Origin of the sequence: Streptomyces sp. NPDC048415 (genome assembly GCF_040651675.1) — a bacterium.
Classification (GTDB): domain Bacteria; phylum Actinomycetota; class Actinomycetes; order Streptomycetales; family Streptomycetaceae; genus Streptomyces.
Map to the genome: position 1 here is coordinate 26,611 of NZ_JBEZKJ010000037.1, position 23,985 is coordinate 50,595.

The following is a 23,985-nucleotide window of genomic DNA, read 5'->3' on the forward strand; positions in this document are numbered from 1 at the left end:
GCTCGTGTCCAGCCTGCGGCCGCATCGGCCGTGCACCGCCCTGGTGGCCAGTACCTCGAAGCCCTGGAACAGCACGTCCTGCCAGGCGGTTTTGTCACGGTTCATGTCCTGAGCGTCGACGCCGACGGGACGGTTCACCAGGCCTTCACCAGAATATGACGGAGCGTCATGCCTAGTGGATCACGGCGGGGCGCGTACCCCGGCTCACGGCCTGGAATCGAACAGCCCCTTCACGGGCCGTGACGGCTCCCCGTGATCGCTGCCAGAGCCCGCTGGTGGTCGCAACAGCCAGCTATCGGCCGCTCACCCCGCCCGTCTCGCCGCAGATTGCCCGGTGCCCGGGCATCCCTGCCGGGCAGGAGCCGGAAGTAGAGATCACCCCAGGAATGCGAGAGGGCCCGGATCGCATGGATCCGGGCCCTCTTCATGAGTAGCGGGGACAGGATTTGAACCTGCGACCTCTGGGTTATGAGCCCAGCGAGCTACCGAGCTGCTCCACCCCGCGTCGGTAAACCCCACCGTACGCCATCACAGCGTGCGCCGGAGACCACCGTCTGCTCACGGGGGCAATACCGAGGACAGAGACGCCGTGCGGTGTCGGACGGATCGGGTGACCTAAAGCTCCGCATCCGCTCATCCGGTCCCTGTCTCAACGGCCTCAGACGCGGCGGGCTTTGCGCTCCGGCGACTCCTGCGCCCAAGCCCGCGAAGGCTGGGTTACACGCCGGCGGCGGTGACCACGGCGTCGGTGGCGAAGCCGAGGAGCAGGCCGAGCAGAATCATCCAGGTGGTCAGCTCTTTCATGCCGGTGCGGCGTGCGACGGCCAGGAGTTCGATGACGACGTAGAGGATGGAGCCGGCGGCGAGCCCGAGGAATGCGATGGACAGGGTGTCGTTGACCAGATGCTGGCCGACCAGGGTGCCGACGAAGGTGGGGCCGCCACCGATGAGGCCGAGCAGAGCCAGGTGACTCCAGGAGGGCCGTTGGCCGTCGGCGGCGAGTGGGGCGACGATGCCGAAGCCTTCAGTGGCGTTGTGCAGGCCAAAGCCGATGATCAGCAGGACGGCCAGGGAGATCTCGCCGGTGGCGGCGGAGTTACCGATGGCCAGGCCCTCTGCGAAGTTGTGCAGACCGATACCGGTGGCAATCATCAGCGCGAGCCCACCGGCTTGGGAGCGGGTCGGCCGAGACAGTTCGGTGGCGGCGGCAGCGCCCGGCCCGTGGGGGCGGCCAGGGCTCTGGCGGCGCGCCATGAAGCGGTCCCAGTAGACGAGCCCGGCCAGTCCGGCGGCCAGGGCTGCGGCCAGGGCGAGACCACCCGTGAGTGAGGTGCCCCAGGCGTGGTCGCTCAGGGCGGCGTCGGTGGGCTCCCAAGCAGCGCTGAGTACGTCCCACAGCAGGAAGACCAAGATGCCGATGGCGACCGCATTGAGTCCGGCTCGCAAGCGCGGGGCGGGGTTCTTGAGCCGCCCTATCGGCAGACCGAGGTAGATGGTGAAGCCGGCGATCGCACCGAGCAGGGCGATCTGCGATGAGGACATGGGAGCTCCGAGCAGGCATAAGCAGGACGTAAACGCGAGCAGACCATAAGACAGGTTAGGCTTACCTAACAACCAAGCGCAGGTAATACCTCCCCCGCTCCTCGTTTCTCACGCCCCTGCGGGTCAGACGCCCTCGCCGTCCCGCGCTGCCGAGATTACGGATGCACGCGGCCATGCCTGCTGCTCCCTCCATACCGACGGCCTCACCGAAAGCCGCGAAAGCCGCCGGGACCCGATCGAGGGTGACGCGCAGCTCAAGCGCCGCGCACGCGCGTATCGGAAGCACGCCAATCGGAGCCTCGGGAGCGATCGCCGGGGGCCTCGGCTGCTGTCTGGTGCTGTATCCGAAGGCCGGTGCACGCCGCCCCCATCCGAGCCGCGCCGCCTGCTGCGGGGCAGGCAGGCGCGTCCCCGCTGGTGAACTACCGGGCCGTCTGGGTGTGCACGTACTCCACGAGGCGGGTCAACGCGTCCGGGTCCATCGTCGGCAGGACGCCGTGGCCGAGGTTGAAGACATGGCCCTCGAGACCGGCGGCGGCGTCGAGCACCTCGCGGGTCTTGGCCTGCACCGCGTCCGTCGTGGAGAACAGGACGGCCGGGTCGAGGTTGCCCTGGAGGGCCTTGCCGGGGCCGACGCGGCGGGCGGCCTCGTCGAGCGGCACGCGCCAGTCGACGCCGACCACGTCCGCGCCCGCCTCGCCCATGAGGCCGAGCAGCTCACCGGTGCCGACACCGAAGTGGATGCGTGGGACGCCGTACGACGCCACGGCCTCGAAGACCTTGGCGGACGCGGGCATCACCGAGCGGCGGTAGTCGGCGGGTGCCAGGGCGCCGACCCAGGAGTCGAAGAGCTGGACGGCGCTCGCGCCCGCCTCGATCTGCACCTTCAGGAAGGCGGAGGTGATCTCGGCGAGACGGTCGAGCAGGTCGGCCCACAGCTGCGGGTCGCCGTACATGAGCGCCTTGGTGTGCTCGTGGTTCTTGGACGGCCCGCCCTCCACGAGGTAGCTCGCGAGGGTGAAAGGCGCGCCCGCGAAGCCGATGAGGGGGGTGGCACCGAGCTCGGCCGTGAGCAGGCCGATGGCCTCGGTGACGTAACCGACGTCCTCGGGGGTCAGATCGCGCAGCTGGGCCAGGTCGGCGCGGGTGCGGATCGGGTTCTGGACGACGGGGCCGACGCCGGGCTTGATGTCCAGGTCGATGCCGATGGCCTTCAGCGGTACGACGATGTCGCTGAAGTAGATCGCCGCGTCCACGTTGTGCCGGCGCACCGGCTGGAGCGTGATCTCGGCGACCAGCTCGGGCCGCATGCACGACTCCAGCATGGGGATGCCTTCGCGCACCTTGAGGTACTCGGGCAGCGAGCGACCGGCCTGCCGCATGAACCACACCGGCGTGTGCGGCACGGGCTCGCGCCTGCACGCCTTGAGGAAGGCGGACTCGTACGTGGCTGTCGGCTGCTGGCCCGAGGGGCGGCGATCGTTGGCACTCACGCCGGAAAGTCTCGCACGACCCGCCGACGCTCCAGGCGCGCAGGGGGCGCCCGGGGGCTCGTCGGCGCGGCGCGATCCGGACAGTGGTCCGGCGCACGGGTGTCTCTCCCTGCACGGAGCGTCAGTTCCCCTTAATCTTCCCCGCATGGCTGCGGCTCAGGGACGACTGTCGGACGGCGCTGGCGGAATGGACGAGGCGAAGGAGGGGGACGGGGATGCGACGGATTCGGTTCCCTTGCCCTTCCGGGCGGCCGTCGACGCGCTGAGGGCCGCGCGGCTGCGGCCGGATATCGAGATCGACCCGACGCGCCCGCCGCAGCGGCTGGCCCCGTACGCGTACGCGCTGGAGGCCGCGGTCGTCGCCGACGACGAGGATCTCGCCGACGGCCGCCTCGTGCTGCTGCACGACCCTGCGGGACACGACGCCTGGCAGGGCTCCTTCCGTCTGGTGACCCTGGTCCGCGCGGAGCTGGAGCCGGAGATGGCCGCCGACCCGCTGCTCCCCGAGGTCTGCTGGTCATGGCTGACCGGCGCGCTGCAGGCCCGCGGTCTGTCGTACGGCGAAGCGAGCGGCACTGTCACCCGCGCGAGCTCGCATTATTTCGGCGGCCTCGCGGAGCGGCCCGCCGCCTCCCAGATCGAGATCCGGGCGTCGTGGACGCCCCGGGAGGGCCTGGGCGGCGTCCCGGACACGGCCGCGCACCTCGCGGCCTGGTGCGATCTGCTGTGCCAGGTCGCCGGGCTCCCGCCGGCGGCCCCGGGCGACGCGTCGGTGGTCACCCTTCCTCAGCGCCGGGGCCCACAGTCCCGCTGAGCGTCCGGGACACCGCATGACGACGCGCGATTCTTACCGGTTCTTTGTCGATACGGCCACTTTCGGCCGCGTATTGACGCGGAGCGACTCGGTTCGATCTTCGGATGATCGATCGCGTGTCCGAATTGCACGGATTGTTACTCACCAAATCGTGATCATTCTCTAAAGGAGGACGGGTTTGGTGCCGAAGACGTCTGTGACCTTGAAAGCACGGTTCGTCCCGGCTCCATCCCCAGAGCCGGCCCCCGTCCCGCCCCCCAGGAGGCCTGGTGTCCGTTCTCCTCGAGCAGCCCGCAAGCCTGGTCGCCTACCGCCCGAACAAGCCGACCGCCATGGTGGTCGTGGCCGACCCCCGGGTCCGCTCCACCGTCACCCGCCATCTGTGGGCGCTCGGAGTGCGTGACGTCATCGAGGCGTCGTCCGTCGCGGAGGCCCGTCCCCGAATCGGCAACCCGCGCGACATCTGCGTCGCCGACGTCCACCTGCCCGACGGCAGTGGACTGACCCTGCTGTCCGAGACCCGAGCCGCGGGCTGGCCCAACGGCCTGGCCCTCTCCGCCGCCGACGACATCGGTGCCGTACGCAACGCCCTCGCGGGCGGCGTCAAGGGCTACGTCGTCACCGGCACCCGTACGAACGTCGGACTGCCCACCCGCCCCGGCGTCGCGCCCATCGGCTCGGCCGCCGCCCGGATGCACCGCCGCCCCCCGGGTTCCCCGAGCCACCCGGGTGGCTACCGCGAGCTGTCCGGACGAGAGGTCGAGGTCCTTCGACTGGTCGCGGAGGGCCAGTCGAACAAGGCCATCGGCGTCTCCATGGGCCTGTCCGCGCTGACCGTCAAGAGCCACCTCGCCCGCATCGCCCGCAAGCTCGGCACGGGCGACCGCGCCGGGATGGTGGCGGTGGCCCTGCGGACCGGAATCATCCACTGAGACCCCCGCCCGCCCGTTCGTGAACGCGATCTTTCACTGACCTGACTGGTTTACGACCCTCAGACGCCCGTCGACGGAACGTTCCGTCGGCGGGCGTTGTCCATACACGGATACCCTTGACAGGTGACCGACGCCCAAGAGACCGCAGCAGACAGCTCACTGCGAACCACCGGAGGCGGCCCTCCGGACGACGTCGAAACGGCGCCGATCCCTTTGCTTGAGCCCCGAGACGGCATTCCGCCCGTGATCGCCGACGACGCCTCGCTCGCCGAGGTGATCGCCGCCTTCGCCGCCGGATCCGGCCCCGTAGCCGTCGACGCCGAACGCGCGTCCGGGTACCGATACGGCCAGCGCGCCTATCTGGTGCAGCTGCGCCGCGAGGGCGCCGGCTCCGCGCTGATCGATCCCGTCGCCTGCCCCGACCTGTCGGGCCTCGGCGAGGCGATCTCCGGAGTGGAGTGGGTGCTGCACGCGGCCACCCAGGACCTGCCCTGTCTGCGCGAGATAGGCATGATCCCGACCCGGCTCTTCGACACCGAGCTGGCCGGACGCCTCGCCGGGTTCCCCCGGGTGGGCCTCGGCGCGATGGTCGAGAGCGTCCTCGGCTTCGTACTGGAGAAGGGGCACTCCGCCGTCGACTGGTCGACACGTCCGCTGCCCGAGCCGTGGCTGCGCTATGCCGCGCTCGACGTGGAACTCCTCGTCGACCTGCGCGACGCCCTGGAGAAGGAACTCGACCGGCAGGGCAAGCTGGAGTGGGCCCAGCAGGAGTTCGACGCGATCGCGCAGGCCGAGCCCGCGCCGCCGCGCAAGGACCCCTGGCGCCGTACCTCCGGGATGCACAAGGTGCGCCGCCGCCGGCAGATGGGGGTCGTCAAGGAGCTGTGGGAGACCCGCGACCGGGTCGCCCAGCGCCGGGACATCTCTCCGGGCAAGGTGCTCGGCGACGCGGCGATCGTCGAGGCCGCGCTGGCCCTGCCCGCGAATGTGCACGCTCTCGCCGCGCTGAACGGCTTCGGGCACCGCATGGGGCGGCGCCAGCTGGAGCAGTGGCAGGCCGCCGTCGACCGTGCGAAGGCGCTGCCGGACTCCGAGCTGCCCCAGCCGGGCCAGGCGGTGACCGGGCCCCCGCCGCCGCGTGCCTGGGCCGACAAGGACCCGGCCGCCGCCGCCCGGCTCTCCGCCGCGCGCGCCGCGGTGTCGGCGCTCGCCGAGCAGCTGGCCATGCCGCAGGAGAACCTGATCACGCCGGACACCGTGCGGCGCGTGTGCTGGGAGCCGCCCGCCACACCGGACGCGGACTCGGTCGCTGCGGCCCTCACCGGCTGCGGGGCACGCCCCTGGCAGGTCGAGCAGGTCACGCCCATGCTGGTGGCCGCCCTGACGGCGACCAAGGCCTGAACCTCACCCCGTTCACTTGGTCCACGCCCCGCGTGAACCCGTTGCAGAAGCGCTGGAGGAACAGGAAGACGATCTCCGTCGGGAGGATGACGAGCACCGCCCCGGCCGAGATCGTCTCCCAGTGCGCGCCGAACGGACCCCGGAAGCGGAACAACGACGTCGAGATCACGCCAAGATCCTCGGACGGCATGTACAGGAACGAGGCGGCCCGCGAGCTGGGCTGGGCGCCCGACCTCACCGCCCGGTCGCTGTCGAGCCGGCGAGTCGACGTGTGGGACTCGCTATCTGCCGCCCCGCGAAACTGCTCGGGCTCGAACCGTCCTACATGGAGTTTCATCTCCGGCGTGGTGAGCGTGCTGACCGAGCCATGACGTGCACGGATTCGGGGCGGTGGTGGCGCGTACGTTGTTCGGCGTGATCACCGGGGAGGGGCCCGGATCGCATCCGGTACCTGCGCCGGTTCTGACGCCTCGGGGGTCTATGGCGCCGCCGTGGGGGTAGTCGACCCGGCTGTGGACGGGCGTTCCGCAGGGCGGAACGGGTGGGCACCAGCCTGCGGCGCCGGGTGCCTTGCGAGCCGCGGGACGGTGTGTGACGTTCGCCGCTCCAGCCCGGGGGGCTGGGCACTTACATTACCCGCGAGTAGCATGGGTTCTGAGCGCGCGCTCAGCGCATCGCAGCAGTGCCATCCCGCATCTGGAGGAGAGCCATCGTGCCTCGTACCGTCAGGGACGTCGTCTTCGTCGACGGCGTCCGCACCCCGTTCGGCAAGGCGGGCCCGAAGGGCATCTACCACGAGACCCGCGCCGACGACCTCGTCGTGAAGGCCATCCGGGAGCTGCTGCGCCGCAACCCCGGCCTGGACCCGAAGAAGATCGACGAGGTCGCCATCGCCGCGACCACGCAGATCGGTGACCAGGGTCTGACGCTGGGCCGCACGGCCGGCATCCTCGCCGGGCTTCCCCAGTCGGTGCCCGGCTATTCCATCGACCGCATGTGCGCGGGCGCGCTGACCGCCGTCACCGCCACCGCGGGCTCCATCGCTTTTGGTGCGTACGACGCCGTCATCGCCGGTGGTGTCGAGCACATGGGCCGCCACCCCATGGGCGAGGGCGTGGACCCGAACCCGCGCTTCGTCAGCGAGAAGCTGGTCGACGAGTCCGCCCTGTTCATGGGCATGACCGCGGAGAACCTGCACGACCGCTACCCGCACATCACCAAGCAGCGGGCCGACGAGTACGCGGTGCGCTCGCAGGAGAAGGCCGCCAAGGCGTACGCCAACGGCAAGATCCAGCAGGACCTGGTGCCGATCTCGGTGCGCAACACCAACGCGGAGGTCGGCGAGACGGGCTTCGGCCTGGTCACCGCCGACGAGCCGATGCGCCCGGGTACGACGCTGGAGAACCTGGCCGGTCTGAAGACGCCGTTCCGCGTCCACGGCCGTGTCACGGCCGGTAACGCCGCCGGTCTGAACGACGGTGCCACCGCGTCGATCATCGCCAGCGAAGACTTCGCGCGCGAGAACAACCTGCCGGTCAAGATGCGCCTGGTCTCGTACGCCTTCGTGGGCGTCGAGCCCGAGGTGATGGGCTACGGCCCGATCCCGGCGACCGAGAAGGCCCTCGCCAAGGCGGGCCTGTCGATCGAGGACATCAACCTCTTCGAGGTCAACGAGGCCTTCGCCGTCCAGGTCCTGGCCTTCCTCGACCACTACGGCATCGCCGACGACGACGCGCGCGTCAACCAGTACGGCGGCGCCATCGCCTTCGGTCACCCGCTGGCCTCCTCCGGCGTGCGTCTGATGACGCAGCTGGCCCGCCAGTTCGAGGAGCAGCCCGAGGTCCGTTACGGCCTCACCACCATGTGTGTCGGCTTCGGCATGGGCGCCACGGTGATCTGGGAGAACCCGCACCACAAGGACGCCGGAGGCGACAAGTGAGCACCACCGAACTCCTCAAGGGCGCGGCCGAGCTGTTCCCCGACGAGGTCGTGACGTCCGCGCACGTCCGCCACCTCGACCTGCCGTACGGCGCTGGGCGCTTCGCGCTCATCACCCTCGACAACGGCTTCGACCACACCAAGCCGACCACCTTCGGCCCGGCCTCGCTGGCGAACCTCAACACCGCCGTCGACCAGGTCGAGAAGGAGGCCGCGGCCGGCGAGATCGTCGGTGTCGGCATCACCGGCAAGCCGTTCATCTTCGCGGTCGGCGCCGACCTCAAGGGCGTCGAGCTGCTCAAGAAGCACGAGGACGCGCTCGCCATCGGCAAGGGCGGCCACGAGGTCTTCAAGCGTCTCGCGGGCATCGCGGTCCCGACCTTCGCGTACTACAACGGTGCGGCGATGGGCGGCGGCGTCGAGGTCGGCCTGCACTGCACGTACCGCACGGTGTCGAAGGCCCTGCCCGCCTTCTCGCTGCCCGAGGTCTTCCTCGGTCTGGTGCCGGGCTGGGGCGGCTGCACGCTGCTGCCGAACCTGATCGGCGCGGACCGCGCGGTGAGCGTGATCATCGAGAACTCGCTCAACCAGAACAAGCAGCTCAAGGGCCAGCAGGTCTTCGACCTCGGTATCGCCGACGCGCTCTTCGAAGGCGCGGACTTCCTGGAGCAGTCGCTGCTGTGGACGGCGTCCGTCCTCAAGGGCGACATCACGGTCGAGCGTCCCGAGATCGACCGCGGCGAGGCCTGGGACCAGGCCGTCGCCAAGGGCCGCTTCATCGCCGACGGCAAGGTGCACGGGGCGGCCCCGGCTGCCTACCGCGCGCTGGACATCATCGCCGCGGCCAAGGACGGTGACCTGCAGAAGGGGTACGACGCCGAGGACGTGGCGCTCGCCGACCTCATCATGGGCGGCGAACTGCGCTCCGGCATCTACGCCTTCAACCTGGTCCAAAAGCGCGGCAAGCGCCCGGCGGGCGCGCCGGACAAGTCCCTCGCGCGTCCGGTCACCAAGGTCGGCGTCGTGGGCGCGGGCCTGATGGCCTCGCAGCTCGCGCTGCTCTTCCTGCGCCGCCTCGAGGTGCCGGTCGTGCTGACCGACATCGACCAGGAGCGCGTCGACAAGGGTGTGGGCTACGTCCACGCCGAGATCGACAAGCTGCTCGGCAAGCGCCGTATCAACCAGGACAAGGCCAACCGCCTCAAGGCCCTGGTCACCGGTGTGCTGGACAAGGCCGAGGGCTTCTCCGACGCCGACTTCATCATCGAGGCAGTCTTCGAGGAGATCGGCGTCAAGCAGCAGGTGTTCGCGGAGGTCGAGGCGGTCGCTCCGGCGCACGCGATCCTCGCCACCAACACCTCGTCCCTCTCGGTCACCGAGATGGCGTCGAAGCTGAAGAACCCCGAGCGGGTCGTGGGCTTCCACTTCTTCAACCCGGTCGCGATCCTGCCGCTGCTGGAGATCGTGCGGGGCGAGGCGACCGACGACGCCTCCCTGGCCACGGCGTTCGCCGTCGCCAAGAAGCTGAGGAAGACGGCGGTTTTGGTGAAGGACGCCCCGGCGTTCGTCGTCAACCGCATCCTCACCCGCTTCATGGGCGAGATCCAGAACGTCATCGACGAGGGCACGCCGGTCGAGGTCGCCGAGAAGGCGGTCGAGCCGCTCGGTCTGCCGATGTCGCCGCTCGTCCTGCTCGAGCTGGTCGGCCCCGCGATCGGTCTGCACGTCTCTCAGACCCTCAACCGGGCCTTCCCGGACCGCTTCACGGTCTCCCCGAACCTCGCCGCCGTCGTCAAGGCGGGCAAGCGCGGCTTCTACGTGTACGACTCCGGGAAGCCGGAGCTGGACCCCGAGGTTGCGGCCCTGTTGAAGCAGGGCGATGTCGTCCTGACCGAGGAGCAGGTCCGCGCGCGTGTCCTCGACGCCGTCGCCCAGGAGATCGGGCTCATGCTCGACGAGGGTGTCGTCGCCGAGGCCCAGGACATCGACCTCTGCCTGATCACCGGCGCCGGCTGGCCCTTCCACCTGGGTGGCATCACGCCGTACCTGGACCGCGAGGGTGTCTCCGAGCGGGTGAACGGGAAGCGGTTCCTTTCGCAGGGCGTGGCTTCCGTCCCGGCGTAAGCGCTCCGCTGTGAACGCCGGGTGCCCGGCACGCCAACTGGTGTGCCGGGTACCGGTGTTTCGCCCCCTCCGCCCCTACCCTCCCCCACTCTCGGCTTCGCTCGAGCGGGGGGACCCCCACCGTACCTGGGGGCTCCCGCCCCCAGACCCCCGTATCGCGCTTCGCGCTCGTCCTCAAACGCCGGACGGGCTATGAATCCTCCCTCAGACTGCCCGCCATGCCTCCAGCGCGAGCCCCGGCTCGTCCTTGCGGCGGGTGAGGAGCAGCTCGCCGGTCGACGGGAGCAGGATCGCCGCGACCACCCGGCCCGCGTCGTCCTCGGCGAGCGACACCAGCGCGTCGGCGGGGAGCCCCGGCCCCGACTCCGTCCACCAGGCACCCGCGGCCTCGTCCTCGGTCGGATACGCGGCGAAGACGACCCGTCCACTCGCCGAACGCTGCGCGAGCAACGTGCAGTCGTGACCGTCGAGTTCACAGCGGATGGCGGACACGGCCCCGGGCCCTGCGGTGGCGAGGAGGGCTACCGGCTTGGTGCCGGGGCGCCAGGCGCACAGGTCACCCGACTCGTCGGTGAAGAAGAGCGTGGTGGAGCCGGGGGAGGTCGCGAGCGCGCGCAGGGTGCCCGGACGTACCGGCGTCTCCAAGGCCTCTTCGAGCACGGGTTGCGCGCCCGGCTCCTCCTGCCGCCAGTGCAGGATGCCGCCCGGGACGGCCGCGTACAGTTCGACGCGTCCGCACTCCCCGGTCACGGCCGCCAAGTCCTCCTGCACGTCACGCCCCTTGAGGTCGCGCCAGGGGTCCCAGCCGCCCTTCTCCTTCTGGGCGAGCATGCTCACCCCGCCGCCCTTGTTGCGTACGAAGACATGGGCGCGCCCCTCGGCGTCGACCGCGACGGCGGGGGTGCCTGTCCGGCCGCCCGTCTTGTCGGGGTGCCCGAGGGGGTTCCAGTCAAGGGCGGCAAGGCGCGGCCGGAAGTGCGTGGAGTGGACGAGGCCCGACTCGTCGCGGACCGTGGGCCGCCAGGAGACGAGATGGGCGTAGCCGTCGGGGCCCCGGCCCACGGCGAGTACGGGGTGCAGGCGTTGGTCGCCGCCCACGGTGCGCGGAGGGTCCCAGGGGCCGCCGGGTCCGCGCTCCGCCCGGCATTGGACGGCGGCCGCCGACAGCAGGTACGCGCAGAGCCTGCCGTCGCGGCCGCGTATGAGCCAGTCGCCGTTCACCGGTTCACTTTAATCGGGGGCGGGACGCTCGGTGCGGCCCGCCCCCGCCCGCTCACAGGCGCTTGGCGCTGCGGAACAGGCCGGCGTAGAAGCCGTTGCCGTCGATGCGGGACACGCCGCCCTGGTCGCCCATGGTCGGACCGTTGACCTCCTTGCGGCTGGAGACGAAGACCCGGTGGCCGTCGGTGTCGAGGCCCAGGTACAGCGCCACGTGGTCGATGTGGTTGCCGGTGCGGTGGTCCATCTTGAAGAACAGCAGGTCGCCGGGTTGCAGGACGTCGATGTTCTTCGGGCGTGTGTACCAGGGCGAGGGGCCCTGCATCTTGATGATGTCGACGCCGGTCTTCGAGCGGGCCATGCCGTCGGCGCTGCGCGCCAGGCCGTCGCCCGAGGTGTTCGTGGCCATCAGCGGGTAGCGGGCGCGGTAGCCCCAGATCATCCGCATGAAGCCGGAGCAGTCCAGCGCCCGGTAGCGCTCCTTGCGCGCTGCCAAGGTGGTGCCGCTGCGGAAGGTGTAGGAGATGCCGAGGTAGTCGTAGAAGTCGTTCTGCTCCAGGCGGTCCACGCCGTCCGCCTTGAACGGGCCGAACACCGCGTCGCCCGCGTACGGGATGCCCTCGTCGTCCTTCTTCACCGGAGCGCCCTGCACGTACTGGAAGGCGTACGCGAAGATGTCGTCCTCCTGGCTGCCGTAGTTCTGCTTGAACCAGTCCTTGAACCACTTCTCCTTCTCGGAGCCCTTGGTCCACGGCTCCGGCATCAGGCGTACCCAGTCCTCCGTCACCACCTTGGACTTGGTGTTGGCCGGCTCGCCGAAGGTGCGGGAGGGGCCGCGCAGGGTGGCGGTGCGGGCGTTGTCCGTGAAGGTGGCGAGGACCTGGCCCTTGGCGCCGCGCAGCACCGTGCGCTGCGGGTTCTTCAGTCGCTCCCAGGTCTGCTTGCCGCCCTGCTGTCCGGTGCTGGACTCCAGGTTCGGTTCGTCCGTGACGGCCTGCACCGACGGCGCCTTGGCCTGTTCGTCCTTGCGCAGCTCCACCGTGAGGTAGCCGCTGGCGCCGAGCAGCGCGAGCACGGTCACGGCGTGGACGACGGGGCGTTTCTTCTTGGGGGGCATGTGGTCGACTCCGGTGGTCAGGCGGACGGCATGACGCCGAGGAGGATTCCGGCGGTGAGGACGACATAGGCCATCAGCGTCACCGAGCCGGTGGCCAGCAGCGTGGGGCCCTTGGGCTGGCGCACCAGCTGGTAGGCGATCAGGCCGGGCACGATGAACCCGAGCGTCTGGTTCGCGTACATCAGCGGGAACTCGAGCGACAGCACGATCATCACGGTCGCCTGGAGCGTCACGCCGAGCAGCACGACCGCGGCGAACAGCCGCTTGCCGTAAAGGATCACGAACTTCTGCATCAGCAGCGTGCCGACATACGTCAGCACGGTGACGCCGACCACCATCGCCGCGCGCTGGAGGTCCTCGACGAGGGTCAGCGCCAGCCAGCCGGGGGTGATCATGCCGCCCGGCGAGAGGTTGGTCGTCAGATAGCAGACCAGCGAGAAGAGCAGCCCGATGGCGATGCCGATCGCGGCGATCTCGGGGGTGAGGACGGAGGGGATCAACGGTGCTGCTCTCCTGGGTTCTGCCACTGCTGAGAGTCGTCGGCGGGGGACGCGGGCGGGACGCGGGGCTCGAACAGACCGCGGGATTGCGGTGGTTCGTGGCGCTGTGGTGGTTCCGGGTGCTGCTGAGGTTGGCGGTGCTGCTGCGGGACGGCGGGCGCCTGGACGGCGGTCGGCCAGGGCTCACGAGGGTGCTGGGGCTGCCGGGTCTGCTGCTGCGGTTGCTGCGACTGCGGCGGCTGCGGCTGATGCGGCTGATGCGCGTACGGGTCGGCGGCGTAGTCCCCCGTCGTCTCCGGATACGGCCGCTGCGCCCCGCGCTGCGTCGGCACATGGGCGTGGGGTCCGGCGTCACCCGAGCCCGCGTACGGCGCGTACCGCGTCTCGTACGCCTCCGAGTACTGCTGGTACGGGTCGAGGTGGGGGGCGTACAGCTGCACCGTCTCGACGTGCTGCGCCGCCGGTGCGCGCTCGGCCGGCTGCTCCGACACCTCGTCGGGGCTCTCGTCCGCCGGGAGTTCGGCCAGGTGCTCGAGGAGCAGCTCGCCCTGGCCGTGGATGTTGCCGATGGCGACCAGCGAGGAATCGGGGCCGAGGCGGGCGAGGAGCTGCCGCATGAACTCCTCGGGATCACGGCGGTCGCCGCCGAGGTCGACGGCGCGGTCGCGGTAGGCGGCCGGGATCGCGTCGATGGCGCTCTTGGCCGGGTGGCCGATCACGAAGACCTGCTCGGGGTCCAGCTCCGGGATGATCTCGCCCATCTGGCCGTTGCGTTCGACGCGGTCGGGACGGCAGTTGATGACGACGTTCAGCGGGCGGCTGACGGCGCCGAGGTCGAGCAGCTGGTTGATGTTCATCAGCGTCGACTCGGGGTCGTTGGCCGCGAAGACGTTGGCGAAGCGCAGCTTCTTGTCGTCGGGGGCGAGATACCGCTCGACGGAGAGGACACCGGGGTCCGGCGGGGCGTCGTACATGCCCTGCAGGGCGGTCTGCCGCTCCACGCCGACGAGGTCGGCGACGGTCAGCGCGATGGCGACGTTCTCCTTGAAGGTGAACCAGCTGAAGCCGCGCAGCTCTTCGTCGCTGACCGTCTCGGGGTCGGCGTACACGAGCTCGCAGTCCCGGGCGTCCGCCTCCTCCTGGAGGATGTGGAAGCGGTCCTTCTCGGCGGTGACGCAGATGCCGCCCTCGGGCATGGACCGGCACAGCGAGCGGGCGACGTCGTCCAGGGTGGGGCCCATCTCGGCGAGGTGGTCCTCGCGGACGTTGCACAGCACGCCGATGGTGGAGCGGATCAGCTTGGACTGGTTGATCTCCTGGAGGGCCGGCATCACGGCCATGCACTCGATGACGAGGGCGTCCGGATTGTATGCGGCCGCGCGGCGCACGATGCCGATCTGCTCGACGACGTTGGCGATGCCGAACTTGCGGTAGACCGGCTCCTCGGTGGCGTCGGGATGGATGAACCGGGCCGCGGTGCCGGTGGTCTTGGCCACGGTGGTCAGTCCGCCGCCGCGCAGGGCGCCCGCGCACAGCCGGGTGATGGACGACTTGCCGCGGATGCCGTTGACGAGCACGCGGGTCGGTATGTGGTCGAGGTTCACGAAGTGGCGCCGCTGTTCGACGATTCCGGCGATCAGCAGGATGGATCCGCACACCACGAGCACGGTGTAGAGGAAGAGCACGGTTCGGTCCTAGTTCCTTCCGACTCCGGCCGGGGTGCGTGCCCCGCCGTCACGTCCACGCCGGGCCCCCTGGAGCTGTTGTCTGATCAGCTCCAGACTGCGGGCGACGGCGCCGACCTCGTCGTGGTGGCGGGGATAGAGCACGGTCTTGCGGTCGCCGCCCGCGAGCGCCTCGGCCTGGCGGGCCAGTTCGCGCAGCGGCCGTACGACGACGATGTGCAGCCAGCCGAGGCAGGCCGCGGCGGCGGTCAGGCCGAGCAGCCCGGCGAGGACCGTGCGGTTCTGCAGGCTGTACTCGGGGATGGCGAGCCCGGAGGCGGGCTGCCAGCTGACGACCTTCCACCGCAGGGACTTGGCCTCGCCGCCGCCGGTGAAGGGGGCGACGGCCGCGACGCGCACGGTGGAGCCGCCGCGCTGGACGGCGGCGTACGCCTCCTTCTTTCCGAGCAGCGGGGCGAGATGGGAGGGCGCCTGCTGGAAGGCGAGGTAGCCGGAGTCCCCGCCGATGACACGGTTCTCGGCATCCAGGACCCGGACGTCACCCATGCCCTGGCGGCTGAGGAGGGCGTTGAGGAACTCGATGCGGAACTCGCCGACCACGGCGGCCCCGTCGCGTCCGGGCGCCTCGGCGGTGGCGGTGATGACGGGCTTCTTGCCGCCCTCGCCCGTCACTTCGAGGGACTTCGCGGAGGGGCCCTTGCCCGCCGTGTGGTGGGGGGTCCGGCCGGCCTGCGCGAGGATCGCGCCGTCGCCGCCGAGGACGTACAGCGACTGGTAGCGGTCGTGGTCCTCGAGGGTGCGCTCGAGGACGGTGCGCATGTCGTCGGCCGAGGTACGGTCGCCGATCAGCGCGGCGACGGCGGAGAGGTCCGCGTGGCCTTCGTTGAGGGCGCGGCGCACCCGGTCGCTGACGGTGGCGGTGCGCGACTTCTGGTCCCGGACGATCTGGTTCGGTACGCGTACGGAATCGTCGGCGCGGTTGAGCACCAGCATCAGCGGCGCCGACCAGACGAGCAGCAGCACGGCGCAGACGGCGAGCAGGGCGCGGGCGCCGAGTCCCTTGCGGGGCGCGGGGCCCTCCGCGTCGACGGGGGCACCTCCCAGTTGCTGCCGCAGGCGCTCCAGGGCGGCGCCGACCCGGGCGGCCTCTCCCGCCCTGGGCACGGTGACCGGGCGCGCGAGGTCGCCGCGGGTGAGGCGGCGGCTCTCCAGGAACAGCCGGATCAGCGGGCGCTGCACGGTGCCGAGCAGCACCATGACGGCGAGTCCGCCGATGAGCAGCAGGGCGCCGGCCGCGGCGATGCCGAACGCGGGCCGGGTGAGCTGCTCGGTGTGCTCACGGACGTCGACCTGGGTGACGACGGTGAGGCCGAGGCCGCTGGCCACGGTGGTCTCACCGGCGACGGGCGCGGCGAGGGTGGCGTAACCGCCGACGGTGCGTACGTCCTTGACGGCGTCGCCGGTGAGGTGACCGCTGACGCCGGTGTAGCCGCCCGAGCCGGGCTTCTTGGCGGTGATGGGGTTCTGCTGGGCCTTCTTGGCGGCGACACCGGCGAAGGACTTCAACTGCCGCTGGGCGCCCTTGGCGTCGAGGGCGCCGTGACTGCTGAGCACCCGCCCGGTGGAGTCGACGACTCCGATGGCGCGTCCGCCGGCCAGGCTCACGCCGGGGAAGGTCAGGCTGCTGGAGGCGACGAGGAGCTGCTGGGGCTGTCCCTTCCAGGACAGTACGGCGAGGGTGACCAGCCGGGTCTGGCCGTTGTCCATGCGGACCATGCGCGGGGCCAGGCCGTTCTTGGCGGAGAGCTTGCCGCGGTCGATCGCGGAGATCGGCACGCTCTCTCCGCGGGCGGCGAGCAGGTCGCCGGACTTGATCTCGATGACCGCGGTACCGCGCCACTTCTGGTAGACGTCGCCGACCTTGTCCAGGACGGTGTCCGCGGAGACGGGCTGTCCCTCGTTGAAGAGGGTGGCCGTGTTGGTGAGGTCGCTGATCGACTCGTCGAGCGAGGCCCGCAGGGCGACGGCGCCGTCCTCGGCGACGTACTGCTGCGAGGTGAGTACGGCCTTCGGAACGAGGACGTTGTCCGGCTTGCCGAGGGTCAGCGCGGTGATGCCCGCGAGCGTGAGGAGCAGAACGGACAAGGCGGCTATGGGTGGACGTATCCCGCCAATCAGGGACATGTCAGCCCTTCGACGGACCTTGTGCCGCCGCTTCGGACGCGCAGCGGCCAACGGGGTGCTCCTCTCGTGCAGTTGTAGGTGGGGCGTCGGATGCCCCGGGGGACAAATAGCGTCCCTGAGTGCACAGGAGTGCGACTCGGTCTATTCAGACCGTCCGATCAGACAAAGGGTTGCACAGCTTGGGGTAACACAGAGGAAACTCTGTTTGACTTCGATCACATCCGGGCATGCGGACTCTTTGCCTCCCCTCGGGACACGAGCCCCCCGTGGGCCCCTGCCTCCCCTGTGACTATCTTGGGTGCGGCCATGAGAGTGAACATGAACCGGGCGAAGTCGATCAGCCTCGCGGCGGCGGTCGTGGCCCTCGGCGTGCTCGCGGCCGGACTCGCCGCGTACGGCTTCGGCCGGGCCCACCAGCAGGGCGACGCCGATCCCTCCCCCGACCGCACTGGCCCCACCGCCCCCGCGGGCGTGCGCCTCGAACAGCGCGTCACCGACTACACCGCGGGCTTCTCCGAGGACTCCGGCTACCGCGAACCGCGCCGCTTCGAACGGCAGGCCGTCGCCGACGCGGTGGGCCAGATTCTCGACGGTCACCCCGACCGCGCCGACGCGCTCCTGACCGACATCGACTTCCAGCTGCGTACGCTGACCGACTCCACGACCGGACGCCGGTACGCCGAGCTGTCCGACCGTACGGAGCAGAGCCCCGCGCCACGCGGCTGGGGCCGCGTCTACATCGACCTGTCCGCGCCGGTCCGCTGGTCGGTGCAGGTACCGCACCCGGTCGCCGACGCGCACACCGAGCGGCTCGGCGCCCGGGTGCTGCTCGGCTCGCCCGGCGGGGTACTGGTGCTCGCGGGCGCGCACCGCAGGGCCGGAGTGGGTGACGCCGCGGACGTCGCGCACCGGCGTGACTCCGTCTTCGACGCCGTCTGCGACGAGCTGGCCGAGCGGGGGCTGCCCGGCATGCAGCTGCACGGCTTCGCCGACGACTCCGCGCCCGACCACGATGTCGTCGCCTCCACCGGCGAGGGCACCGTGGGCCGCGCCGACGGCCGTCGAATCGCCGACGCTCTCGGCGAGCACGGTTTCGTGGTGTGCCGCGCCTGGGTCCGCTCCTGCCCCCTGGAGGGGCACGAGAACGTGCAGGGGCGCAAGGCCGCCGCGGAGCGCGTGCCGTTCCTGCACATCGAGTTCGCGCGCACCGTCCGCGCGAGCGACGCGCGTACCTCCGAGGCGGCGGCGGCCGTACGGGCGGTCACGTCGCGGTGGGCGAGCGCCCCCGCGATCGTGCGACGCTGATCCCATGGACGACGGTTCCCTTCCCCTTCTCGTCATCGTCGACGCCGCGAACGTCGTCGGGTCCGTGCCCGATGGGTGGTGGCGGGACCGACGGGGTGCGGCGGAGCGGCTGCGGGACCGGCTCGCGCGGGACGGGCTGCCCGGGCATGCGGGACCCGTGGAGCTGGTCCTGGTCGTCGAGGGCGCGGCCAAGGGCGTGTCGTCCGTGCCGGGTGTCCGGGTCGTCGCCGCCCCCGGCAGCGGCGACGACCGCATCGTCGAACTCGTCGCCGAGGCCCGCGACCGCCCGTGCCTGGTCGTCACCGCCGACCGCGAACTGCGGCGCCGGGTGGCTGAGCTGGGGGCGGAGGTGGTGGGGCCGCGGGCGGTACGGGGTGACGCATAGAGGCGGGTTTCGCCCCCTCCGCCCCTACCCTTCCCGTACCTGGGGGCTCCCCCCCCAAACCCCCTTGTCGCGCTTCGCGCTCGTCCGCAAACGCCGGACGGGCTAGAAATTGCCCCGCCGTGCATACAGCACCGCCCCGTCCACCACCCCCGCCTCCGCGTACCCGGCGGCCAGCAGGCGCCGCAGGGACGGGAGCCGGTCGGGGGCGTACGGCTTGTCGTGGGAGTCGTCGACGACGAGGGCCGGCGGGTGGGCGGCCATCTCGTCGCGGAACACCGGCCAGGCACCCGCGACGGCGTACTTCTCGCCGACTTGGGGACCGTTGCGCCCGCCGCTGTAGTTGGTGAGGAGACCGGCGGTCAGATAGCGGCTGGCGGGCGCGCGGTCCGCCAGCCAGTACGTCTCCGGATGTATCCCCCAGATCAGGACCCGGTCACCGGGATCCGTGCGCCGGGCCACCGTGTCCGCGAGGCGGGTCGCGTGCGTGAGGCCGGGACGCGGCGCCAGCACCCCCCAGGCCAGGAACAGCGCACAGCAGCAGACCGAGGTGACAAGCGCGGTCACCAGCCGCTCGCGGGGCAGAGTCTGCAGCGCGGCCGTCGCCAACAGCGCCAGGGGCGGGATGAGTTGCAGATAGTAGTGGCCGAAGAAGTGGAAGCCGAGCATGACCGCCGAGGCCGACGAGGCCAGCCACAGCCACAGCTCCCCCGACCCCGTACGCGCGAGGCGCAGAGCGCGTACGACCGGCGGAAGCAGCCCCGCGCAGGCGACCAGCAGAATCGCCGTGTTGACCAATCCCCTTGTCAGCACGTGGAGTTCGGAGCCGGTGAAGGAGGCGTACGCACCCGAACCGGTGACGGTCCAGAACAGGAACCCGGCCGGGTCGGTGAGCAGCGCCGCGCAGAGCACCGGAACGACCGTGCCAACTCCGAGCCGTGCGACGTCCGTTCGCGAGGAGCCGCACCGGTGCAGCAGCCACACCACCGGCACCAGTACCGCCGCACCCGGCTGTTTCGTCAGGAACGCGCACGCGACCGCGAGCCCGGCCGCTGTCCAGCGGCGCCGGTCCGCGCACCACATCGCGGCGGCCGTGCACGGCAGCATGAAGACCTCGAAGGTCGCGGCCTGCGCGTCCTCGGGGTTGAGCCCGATGGAGGTCAGCAGATACAGGACGCCCGCGGTGTGTCCGGCCGTCCCGCCCCAGCGGCGCCGGGCCAGCGACGTCAGCAGCACGGCGGTCGAGAGCTGGGCGAGCACCGCGAGGATACGGACCGAGGTGAGCGAGTCGGACCCGCAGACCGCGAACGCCACCTCGTACAGCCACGGCACCAGCGGCGGCTTGCGGTCCACGACCGTCTCGTACAGCTCTCCCCCGTGCGCCAGTATCCGCGCCTGGACGGCGAGATAGCCCTCGTCGGGGCTCCAGAGCGGCCGCAGGAAGGAGGGGGCCCGGGTGACGCAGGCGAGCAGGGTCAGCACGGGCAGGGCCCGTCTCCAGTAGCCGCGGTCCACAACCGGCGACGTAACTACGGAGCGTGGTGATTCCAGGAGCCCGGCGACCATAGGGTGCACGCTATCCGGCTCCGCAGTCCCCACCTGAGCGGGACATACGGGGCCGGAGCAGGAAGGGGGGTCGATTACTCGGTGTCGCGTCCCGGCGGCTTCAGTACCTGGCCCACCGACGTCTCCTCCTGTCGGCCGAGGCGGCTGTGCGAACGGCCGTACAGGAAGTAGATGAAGAACCCGATCACCATCCAGACCGCGAACCGCACCCAGGTCTCCGCGGGCAGGTTCACCATCAGCCACAGCGAGGCGAGCACCGAGAGGATCGGCACCAGCGGCACCAGCGGGGTGCGGAAGGAGCGGTGCAGGTCGGGGCGGGTGCGGCGGAGGATGATGACGCCGATGGCGACGACGACGAAGGCGAAGAGCGTACCGATGTTGACCAGTTCGGCCAGTGCGCTGAGGCTGGTGAAACCCGCGACGATCGCGATGATCACGCCGAGCAGGATGGTCGGCCGGTGCGGGGTGCGGAACTTCGGGTGGACGCGGGAGAAGAACCGCGGCAGCAGCCCGTCGCGGCTCATCGCGAAGAAGACCCGGGTCTGGCCGAGCAGCAGGATCATGCAGACCGTCGTCAGACCGACGGCGGCGCCGAAGCTGATGACGCCCGCGTACCAGGGGTGCCCGGTCGCCTTGAAGGCGTCGGCGAGCGGGGCGTCGATGGACAGTCTGCGGTAGTTCTGCATGCCCGTGACGACGATCGACACGGCGACGTAGAGGGTGGTGCAGATCAGCAGGGAGCCGAGGATGCCGCGCGGCATGTCGCGCTGCGGGTTCTTCGTCTCCTCGGCGGCCGTCGCGACGACGTCGAAGCCGATGAAGGCGAAGAAGACGACGGAGGCGGCGGTGAAGATGCCCATCACACCGAAGTTGGAGGGCGCCCAGCCGAACATCAGCTGGATCAGCGGGGCTTGGAGACTGCCGCCCGCCGGCACCGGCTGGGCCTTCGGAATGAACGGCTTGTAGTTGTCGCCGCTGATGAAGAACGCGCCCGCGATGATCACGATCAGCACCACGGTGACCTTGACGGCGACCACGACCGAGGTGACCCGGGCGGAGAGCTTCACGCCGACGACGAGAATGGCGGTGAGCACCAGGACCAGGACCGCGGCGAGGATGTCGAAGCCGAAGCCGGAGGCGCCGTCCCGGCCGCCGAGCGAAGCGGGCATGTGCCAGCCCGCGTTGTCCAGCAGGGAGCGCACATACCCCGACCAGCCGACGGCGACCACCGCCGTGCCGAGCGCGAACTCCAGGACCAGGTCCCAGCCGATGATCCAGGCGGGCAGCTCGCCGAGCGAGGCGTACGAGAAGGTGTACGCCGATCCCGCCACCGGAACCGTGGAGGCGAACTCCGCGTAGCACAGCGCCGCGAGGCCGCAGGCGACGCCCGCCGCGACGAACGCCAGCGACACCGCGGGGCCCGCGTTCTGCTTGGCCACCTTGCCGGTGAGGACGAAGATGCCGGTGCCGATGATGACACCGACGCCGAAGACGGTGAGATCCAGAGCGGACAGCGACTTCTTGAGTGCGTGCTCCGGCTCCTCAGTGTCCAAGATCGACTGTTCGACCTTCTTCGTTCTGAAGAGGGTGCTGCTCACGGGCGTACCTCCACGCTTGACGTCCCCGACATGATCGAGGGGGCGTGTGCTCCGTATGCCCCGGCGCGGCCAGATTCACGCAAATGGGCCGGTTTCGCCACCGTAAAGGGTGCCAAAACCGGCCCAATGGGCCTTCGTCGTACGTCAGTCGCGCACGGGCTCCACCGAGTCCACGGCCTCGGCCGTCGTGCGCTCGAACCGGCCGTCGAGCTTGGCGACAAGGCCGGTGACCTGGCGGGCGATGTCCGGCGCGGTCAGGCCGATCTCCGCCATCACCTCGGCGCGCGAGGCATGGTCGAGGAAGCGCGGCGGGATGCCGAAGTCGCGCAGCGGGACATCGACGCCCGCGTCGCGCAGGGCCTGCGCGATCGCCGAACCGACGCCGCCGACACGGGAGTTGTCCTCGACGGTGACGACCACGCGGTGCTGCTCGGCGAGCGGGGCCATGGCCTCGTCGACGGGCTTGACCCAGCGCGGGTCGACGACGGTCGTGGAGATGCCCTGCTTGTCGAGGAGATCGGCGATGTCCAGGCACATCGGGGCGAGCGCGCCGACGGAGACGAGCAGGACATCGGGCGCGTCGGTGCCCGGCGCGCGCAGCACGTCCATGCCGCCGATCCGGCCCACGGCGGGTACGGCAGGGCCGACCGCGCCCTTGGAGAAGCGGACCACGGTCGGCGCGTCGGTGACGTCGACGGCCTCGCGCAGCTGGGCGCGGACCTGCTCGGCGTCGCGCGGAGCGGCCAGCCGCAGGCCCGGGACGACCTGGAGGATCGACATGTCCCACATGCCGTTGTGGGAGGCGCCGTCGGTGCCGGTGACGCCCGCGCGGTCCAGCACGAAGGTGACACCGCACTTGTGCAGCGCCACGTCCATCAGGACCTGGTCGAAGGCGCGGTTGAGGAAGGTCGCGTAGACGGCGAATACGGGGTGCAGTCCGCCGGTGGCGAGGCCGGCCGCGGAGACGGCTGCGTGCTGCTCGGCGATGCCGACGTCGTAGATGCGGTTCGGGAAGGTGTCCGCGAACTTCTTCAGGCCGACCGGCTGCAGCATCGCCGCGGTGATCGCGACGATGTCCTCGCGCTCCCGGCCGAGCTTGACCATCTCGTCGCCGAAGACGGAGGTCCAGTCGGCACCCGAGGCCTTGATCGGCAGGCCGGTGTCGGGGTGGATGGGGCCGATGCCGTGGAAACGGTCCGCCTCGTCCTGGAGGGCGGGCTGGTAGCCGCGGCCCTTCTCGGTGAGGCAGTGCACGATGACCGGACCGCCGAAGCGCTTGGCGCGGGCGAGAGCCGACTCCAGGGCCTCGATGTCATGGCCGTCGATCGGGCCGACGTACTTCAGGCCCAGGTCCTCGAACATGCCCTGCGGGGCGATGAAGTCCTTCAGGCCCTTCTTCGCGCCGTGCAGGGTCTCGTAGAGCGGCTTGCCGACGACCGGGGTGCGCTCCAGGAGGTCCTTGCCGCGGGCCAGGAAGCGCTCGTAGCCGTCGGTGGTGCGCAGGGTCGCCAGGTGGTTCGCGAGGCCGCCGATGGTCGGCGCGTACGAACGCTCGTTGTCGTTGACGACGATGACGAGGGGGCGGTCCTTGGCGGCCGCGATGTTGTTGAGCGCCTCCCAGGCCATGCCGCCGGTCAGCGCGCCGTCACCGATGACCGCGACCACGTGGTCGTCCCGCTCGAGGACCTGGTTGGCCTTCGCCAGTCCATCGGCCCAGCCGAGGACCGTGGAGGCGTGCGAGTTCTCGATGACGTCGTGCTCGGACTCGGCCTGCGCGGGGTAACCCGAGAGGCCGCCCTTCATCTTCAGCTTCGAGAAGTCCTGACGGCCGGTGAGCAGCTTGTGGACGTAGGACTGGTGGCCCGTGTCCCACAACACCCTGTCCTTCGGCGACTCGAAGACGCGGTGCAGGGCGATGGTGAGCTCCACGACACCGAGGTTGGGGCCGAGGTGGCCGCCGGTCTTGGAGACCGCTTCGACGAGAAAGGTCCTGATCTCGCCGGCCAGCTGGTCCAGCTGCTCCAGGCTGAGCCGGTCCAGATCGCGCGGTCCCCTGATGCGGGTCAGCAGCGGCACCCGTGCCTCCTTGCAGTAGAGCTGTTCGAGCTGTTGCCGGGTCTGTCGAGTCTAATGTTCCGCCTTTCGTGGCGGCGCCCGGGCTCCGGGATGTACGTCACGCGAACGGC

At 70.6% G+C, this 23,985-nt stretch carries 17 protein-coding genes, 1 tRNA gene and 2 pseudogenes; 8 read left to right on the top strand and 12 right to left on the bottom strand.

What is annotated here, in order from left to right; all coding sequences use genetic code 11:
• Positions 1–431 precede the first annotated feature (431 nt).
• From AB0D27_RS23715 to hemE, 3 genes are all read right to left on the bottom strand, one after another.
• Positions 432–505 (bottom strand) — tRNA-Met (locus AB0D27_RS23715).
• Positions 506–717: 212 nt separating this feature from the next.
• Complete coding sequence (locus tag AB0D27_RS23720; RefSeq protein ID WP_362512092.1) at positions 718–1,542, bottom strand: ZIP family metal transporter; 825 nt, start codon at positions 1,540–1,542, stop codon at positions 718–720.
• 422 nt (positions 1,543–1,964) lie between these two features.
• Complete coding sequence (hemE, locus tag AB0D27_RS23725) at positions 1,965–3,035, bottom strand: uroporphyrinogen decarboxylase (RefSeq protein WP_362512095.1); 1,071 nt, start codon at positions 3,033–3,035, stop codon at positions 1,965–1,967.
• Positions 3,036–3,180: 145 nt separating this feature from the next.
• On the opposite strand from hemE, the gene AB0D27_RS23730 reads away from it, so the two are divergent.
• The 3 genes from AB0D27_RS23730 to AB0D27_RS23740 all read left to right on the top strand — a co-directional run bounded on the left by AB0D27_RS23730 (position 3,181) and on the right by AB0D27_RS23740 (position 6,182).
• Complete coding sequence (locus AB0D27_RS23730; protein WP_362512098.1) at positions 3,181–3,849, top strand: DUF3000 domain-containing protein; 669 nt, start codon at positions 3,181–3,183, stop codon at positions 3,847–3,849.
• A 269-nt stretch (positions 3,850–4,118) separates the two neighbouring features.
• A complete protein-coding gene (locus AB0D27_RS23735) occupies positions 4,119–4,781 on the top strand; it encodes a response regulator transcription factor (RefSeq protein ID WP_055514175.1) in 663 nt (220 codons plus the stop codon).
• Positions 4,782–4,904: 123 nt separating this feature from the next.
• Positions 4,905–6,182: a ribonuclease D gene (locus tag AB0D27_RS23740; RefSeq protein WP_362512101.1), complete on the top strand. Its 1,278-nt coding sequence runs from the start codon at positions 4,905–4,907 to the stop codon at positions 6,180–6,182.
• Between the two features lie 16 nt (positions 6,183–6,198).
• Here AB0D27_RS23740 and AB0D27_RS23745 read toward each other — a convergent pair.
• Positions 6,199–6,381: pseudogene (locus AB0D27_RS23745) on the bottom strand (carbohydrate ABC transporter permease); the annotation flags it as partial.
• A gap of 164 nt (positions 6,382–6,545) precedes the next feature.
• Here AB0D27_RS23745 and AB0D27_RS23750 point away from each other — a divergent pair.
• The 3 genes and pseudogenes from AB0D27_RS23750 to AB0D27_RS23760 all read left to right on the top strand — a co-directional run.
• Positions 6,546–6,683 (top strand): annotated as a pseudogene (locus AB0D27_RS23750) (LacI family transcriptional regulator); the annotation flags it as partial.
• 211 nt (positions 6,684–6,894) lie between these two features.
• Positions 6,895–8,121, top strand: coding sequence for an acetyl-CoA C-acyltransferase (locus tag AB0D27_RS23755; RefSeq protein WP_362512104.1), 1,227 nt, complete (start codon positions 6,895–6,897; stop codon positions 8,119–8,121).
• Complete coding sequence (locus AB0D27_RS23760) at positions 8,118–10,244, top strand: 3-hydroxyacyl-CoA dehydrogenase NAD-binding domain-containing protein (protein ID WP_362512107.1); 2,127 nt, start codon at positions 8,118–8,120, stop codon at positions 10,242–10,244. The genes AB0D27_RS23755 and AB0D27_RS23760 overlap by 4 nt, the downstream gene beginning before the upstream one ends.
• 204 nt (positions 10,245–10,448) lie before the next feature.
• Here the strand turns inward: AB0D27_RS23760 and AB0D27_RS23765 are convergent, their stop codons facing one another.
• Genes AB0D27_RS23765 through AB0D27_RS23785 form a run of 5 tightly spaced genes read right to left on the bottom strand, consistent with a single transcriptional unit; the run spans position 10,449 to position 16,948 of the window.
• On the bottom strand, positions 10,449–11,465 hold the full coding sequence (locus AB0D27_RS23765; RefSeq protein ID WP_362512110.1) for a hypothetical protein: 1,017 nt from the start codon (positions 11,463–11,465) through the stop codon (positions 10,449–10,451).
• 52 nt (positions 11,466–11,517) lie between these two features.
• Entirely contained in the window at positions 11,518–12,579 is a 1,062-nt protein-coding gene (locus AB0D27_RS23770) for an NlpC/P60 family protein (protein ID WP_362512112.1), read from the bottom strand.
• A gap of 17 nt (positions 12,580–12,596) precedes the next feature.
• Positions 12,597–13,079, bottom strand: a complete 483-nt coding sequence (locus tag AB0D27_RS23775) for a poly-gamma-glutamate biosynthesis protein PgsC/CapC (RefSeq protein ID WP_327432493.1) — start codon at positions 13,077–13,079, stop codon at positions 12,597–12,599.
• Positions 13,076–14,764 carry a poly-gamma-glutamate synthase PgsB gene (gene pgsB / locus AB0D27_RS23780; RefSeq protein ID WP_362512115.1) on the bottom strand — a complete coding sequence of 563 codons (1,689 nt, stop codon included), beginning with the start codon at positions 14,762–14,764 and terminating at the stop codon, positions 13,076–13,078. The genes AB0D27_RS23775 and pgsB overlap by 4 nt, the downstream gene beginning before the upstream one ends.
• Positions 14,765–14,773: 9 nt before the next feature.
• Positions 14,774–16,948 carry a HAMP domain-containing protein gene (locus AB0D27_RS23785; RefSeq protein ID WP_362512118.1) on the bottom strand — a complete coding sequence of 725 codons (2,175 nt, stop codon included), beginning with the start codon at positions 16,946–16,948 and terminating at the stop codon, positions 14,774–14,776.
• A gap of 306 nt (positions 16,949–17,254) precedes the next feature.
• Between AB0D27_RS23785 and AB0D27_RS23790 the strand changes: the two genes are divergently transcribed.
• Positions 17,255–18,253, top strand: coding sequence for a hypothetical protein (locus AB0D27_RS23790; protein ID WP_362512121.1), 999 nt, complete (start codon positions 17,255–17,257; stop codon positions 18,251–18,253).
• Positions 18,254–18,257: 4 nt separating this feature from the next.
• On the top strand, positions 18,258–18,638 hold the full coding sequence (locus AB0D27_RS23795) for an NTP pyrophosphohydrolase (protein WP_362512123.1): 381 nt from the start codon (positions 18,258–18,260) through the stop codon (positions 18,636–18,638).
• 102 nt (positions 18,639–18,740) lie between these two features.
• Here the strand turns inward: AB0D27_RS23795 and AB0D27_RS23800 are convergent, their stop codons facing one another.
• From AB0D27_RS23800 to dxs, 3 genes are all read right to left on the bottom strand, one after another.
• The gene (locus AB0D27_RS23800; RefSeq protein WP_362512126.1) at positions 18,741–20,201 is read right to left on the bottom strand and encodes a glycosyltransferase family 39 protein; all 1,461 of its coding nucleotides are present in this window, start codon (positions 20,199–20,201) and stop codon (positions 18,741–18,743) included.
• A 74-nt stretch (positions 20,202–20,275) separates the two neighbouring features.
• A complete protein-coding gene (locus AB0D27_RS23805) occupies positions 20,276–21,799 on the bottom strand; it encodes an amino acid permease (RefSeq protein ID WP_362512129.1) in 1,524 nt (507 codons plus the stop codon).
• A gap of 144 nt (positions 21,800–21,943) precedes the next feature.
• A complete protein-coding gene (gene dxs / locus AB0D27_RS23810) occupies positions 21,944–23,875 on the bottom strand; it encodes a 1-deoxy-D-xylulose-5-phosphate synthase (RefSeq protein ID WP_362512132.1) in 1,932 nt (643 codons plus the stop codon).
• Positions 23,876–23,985: the final 110 nt, after the last annotated feature.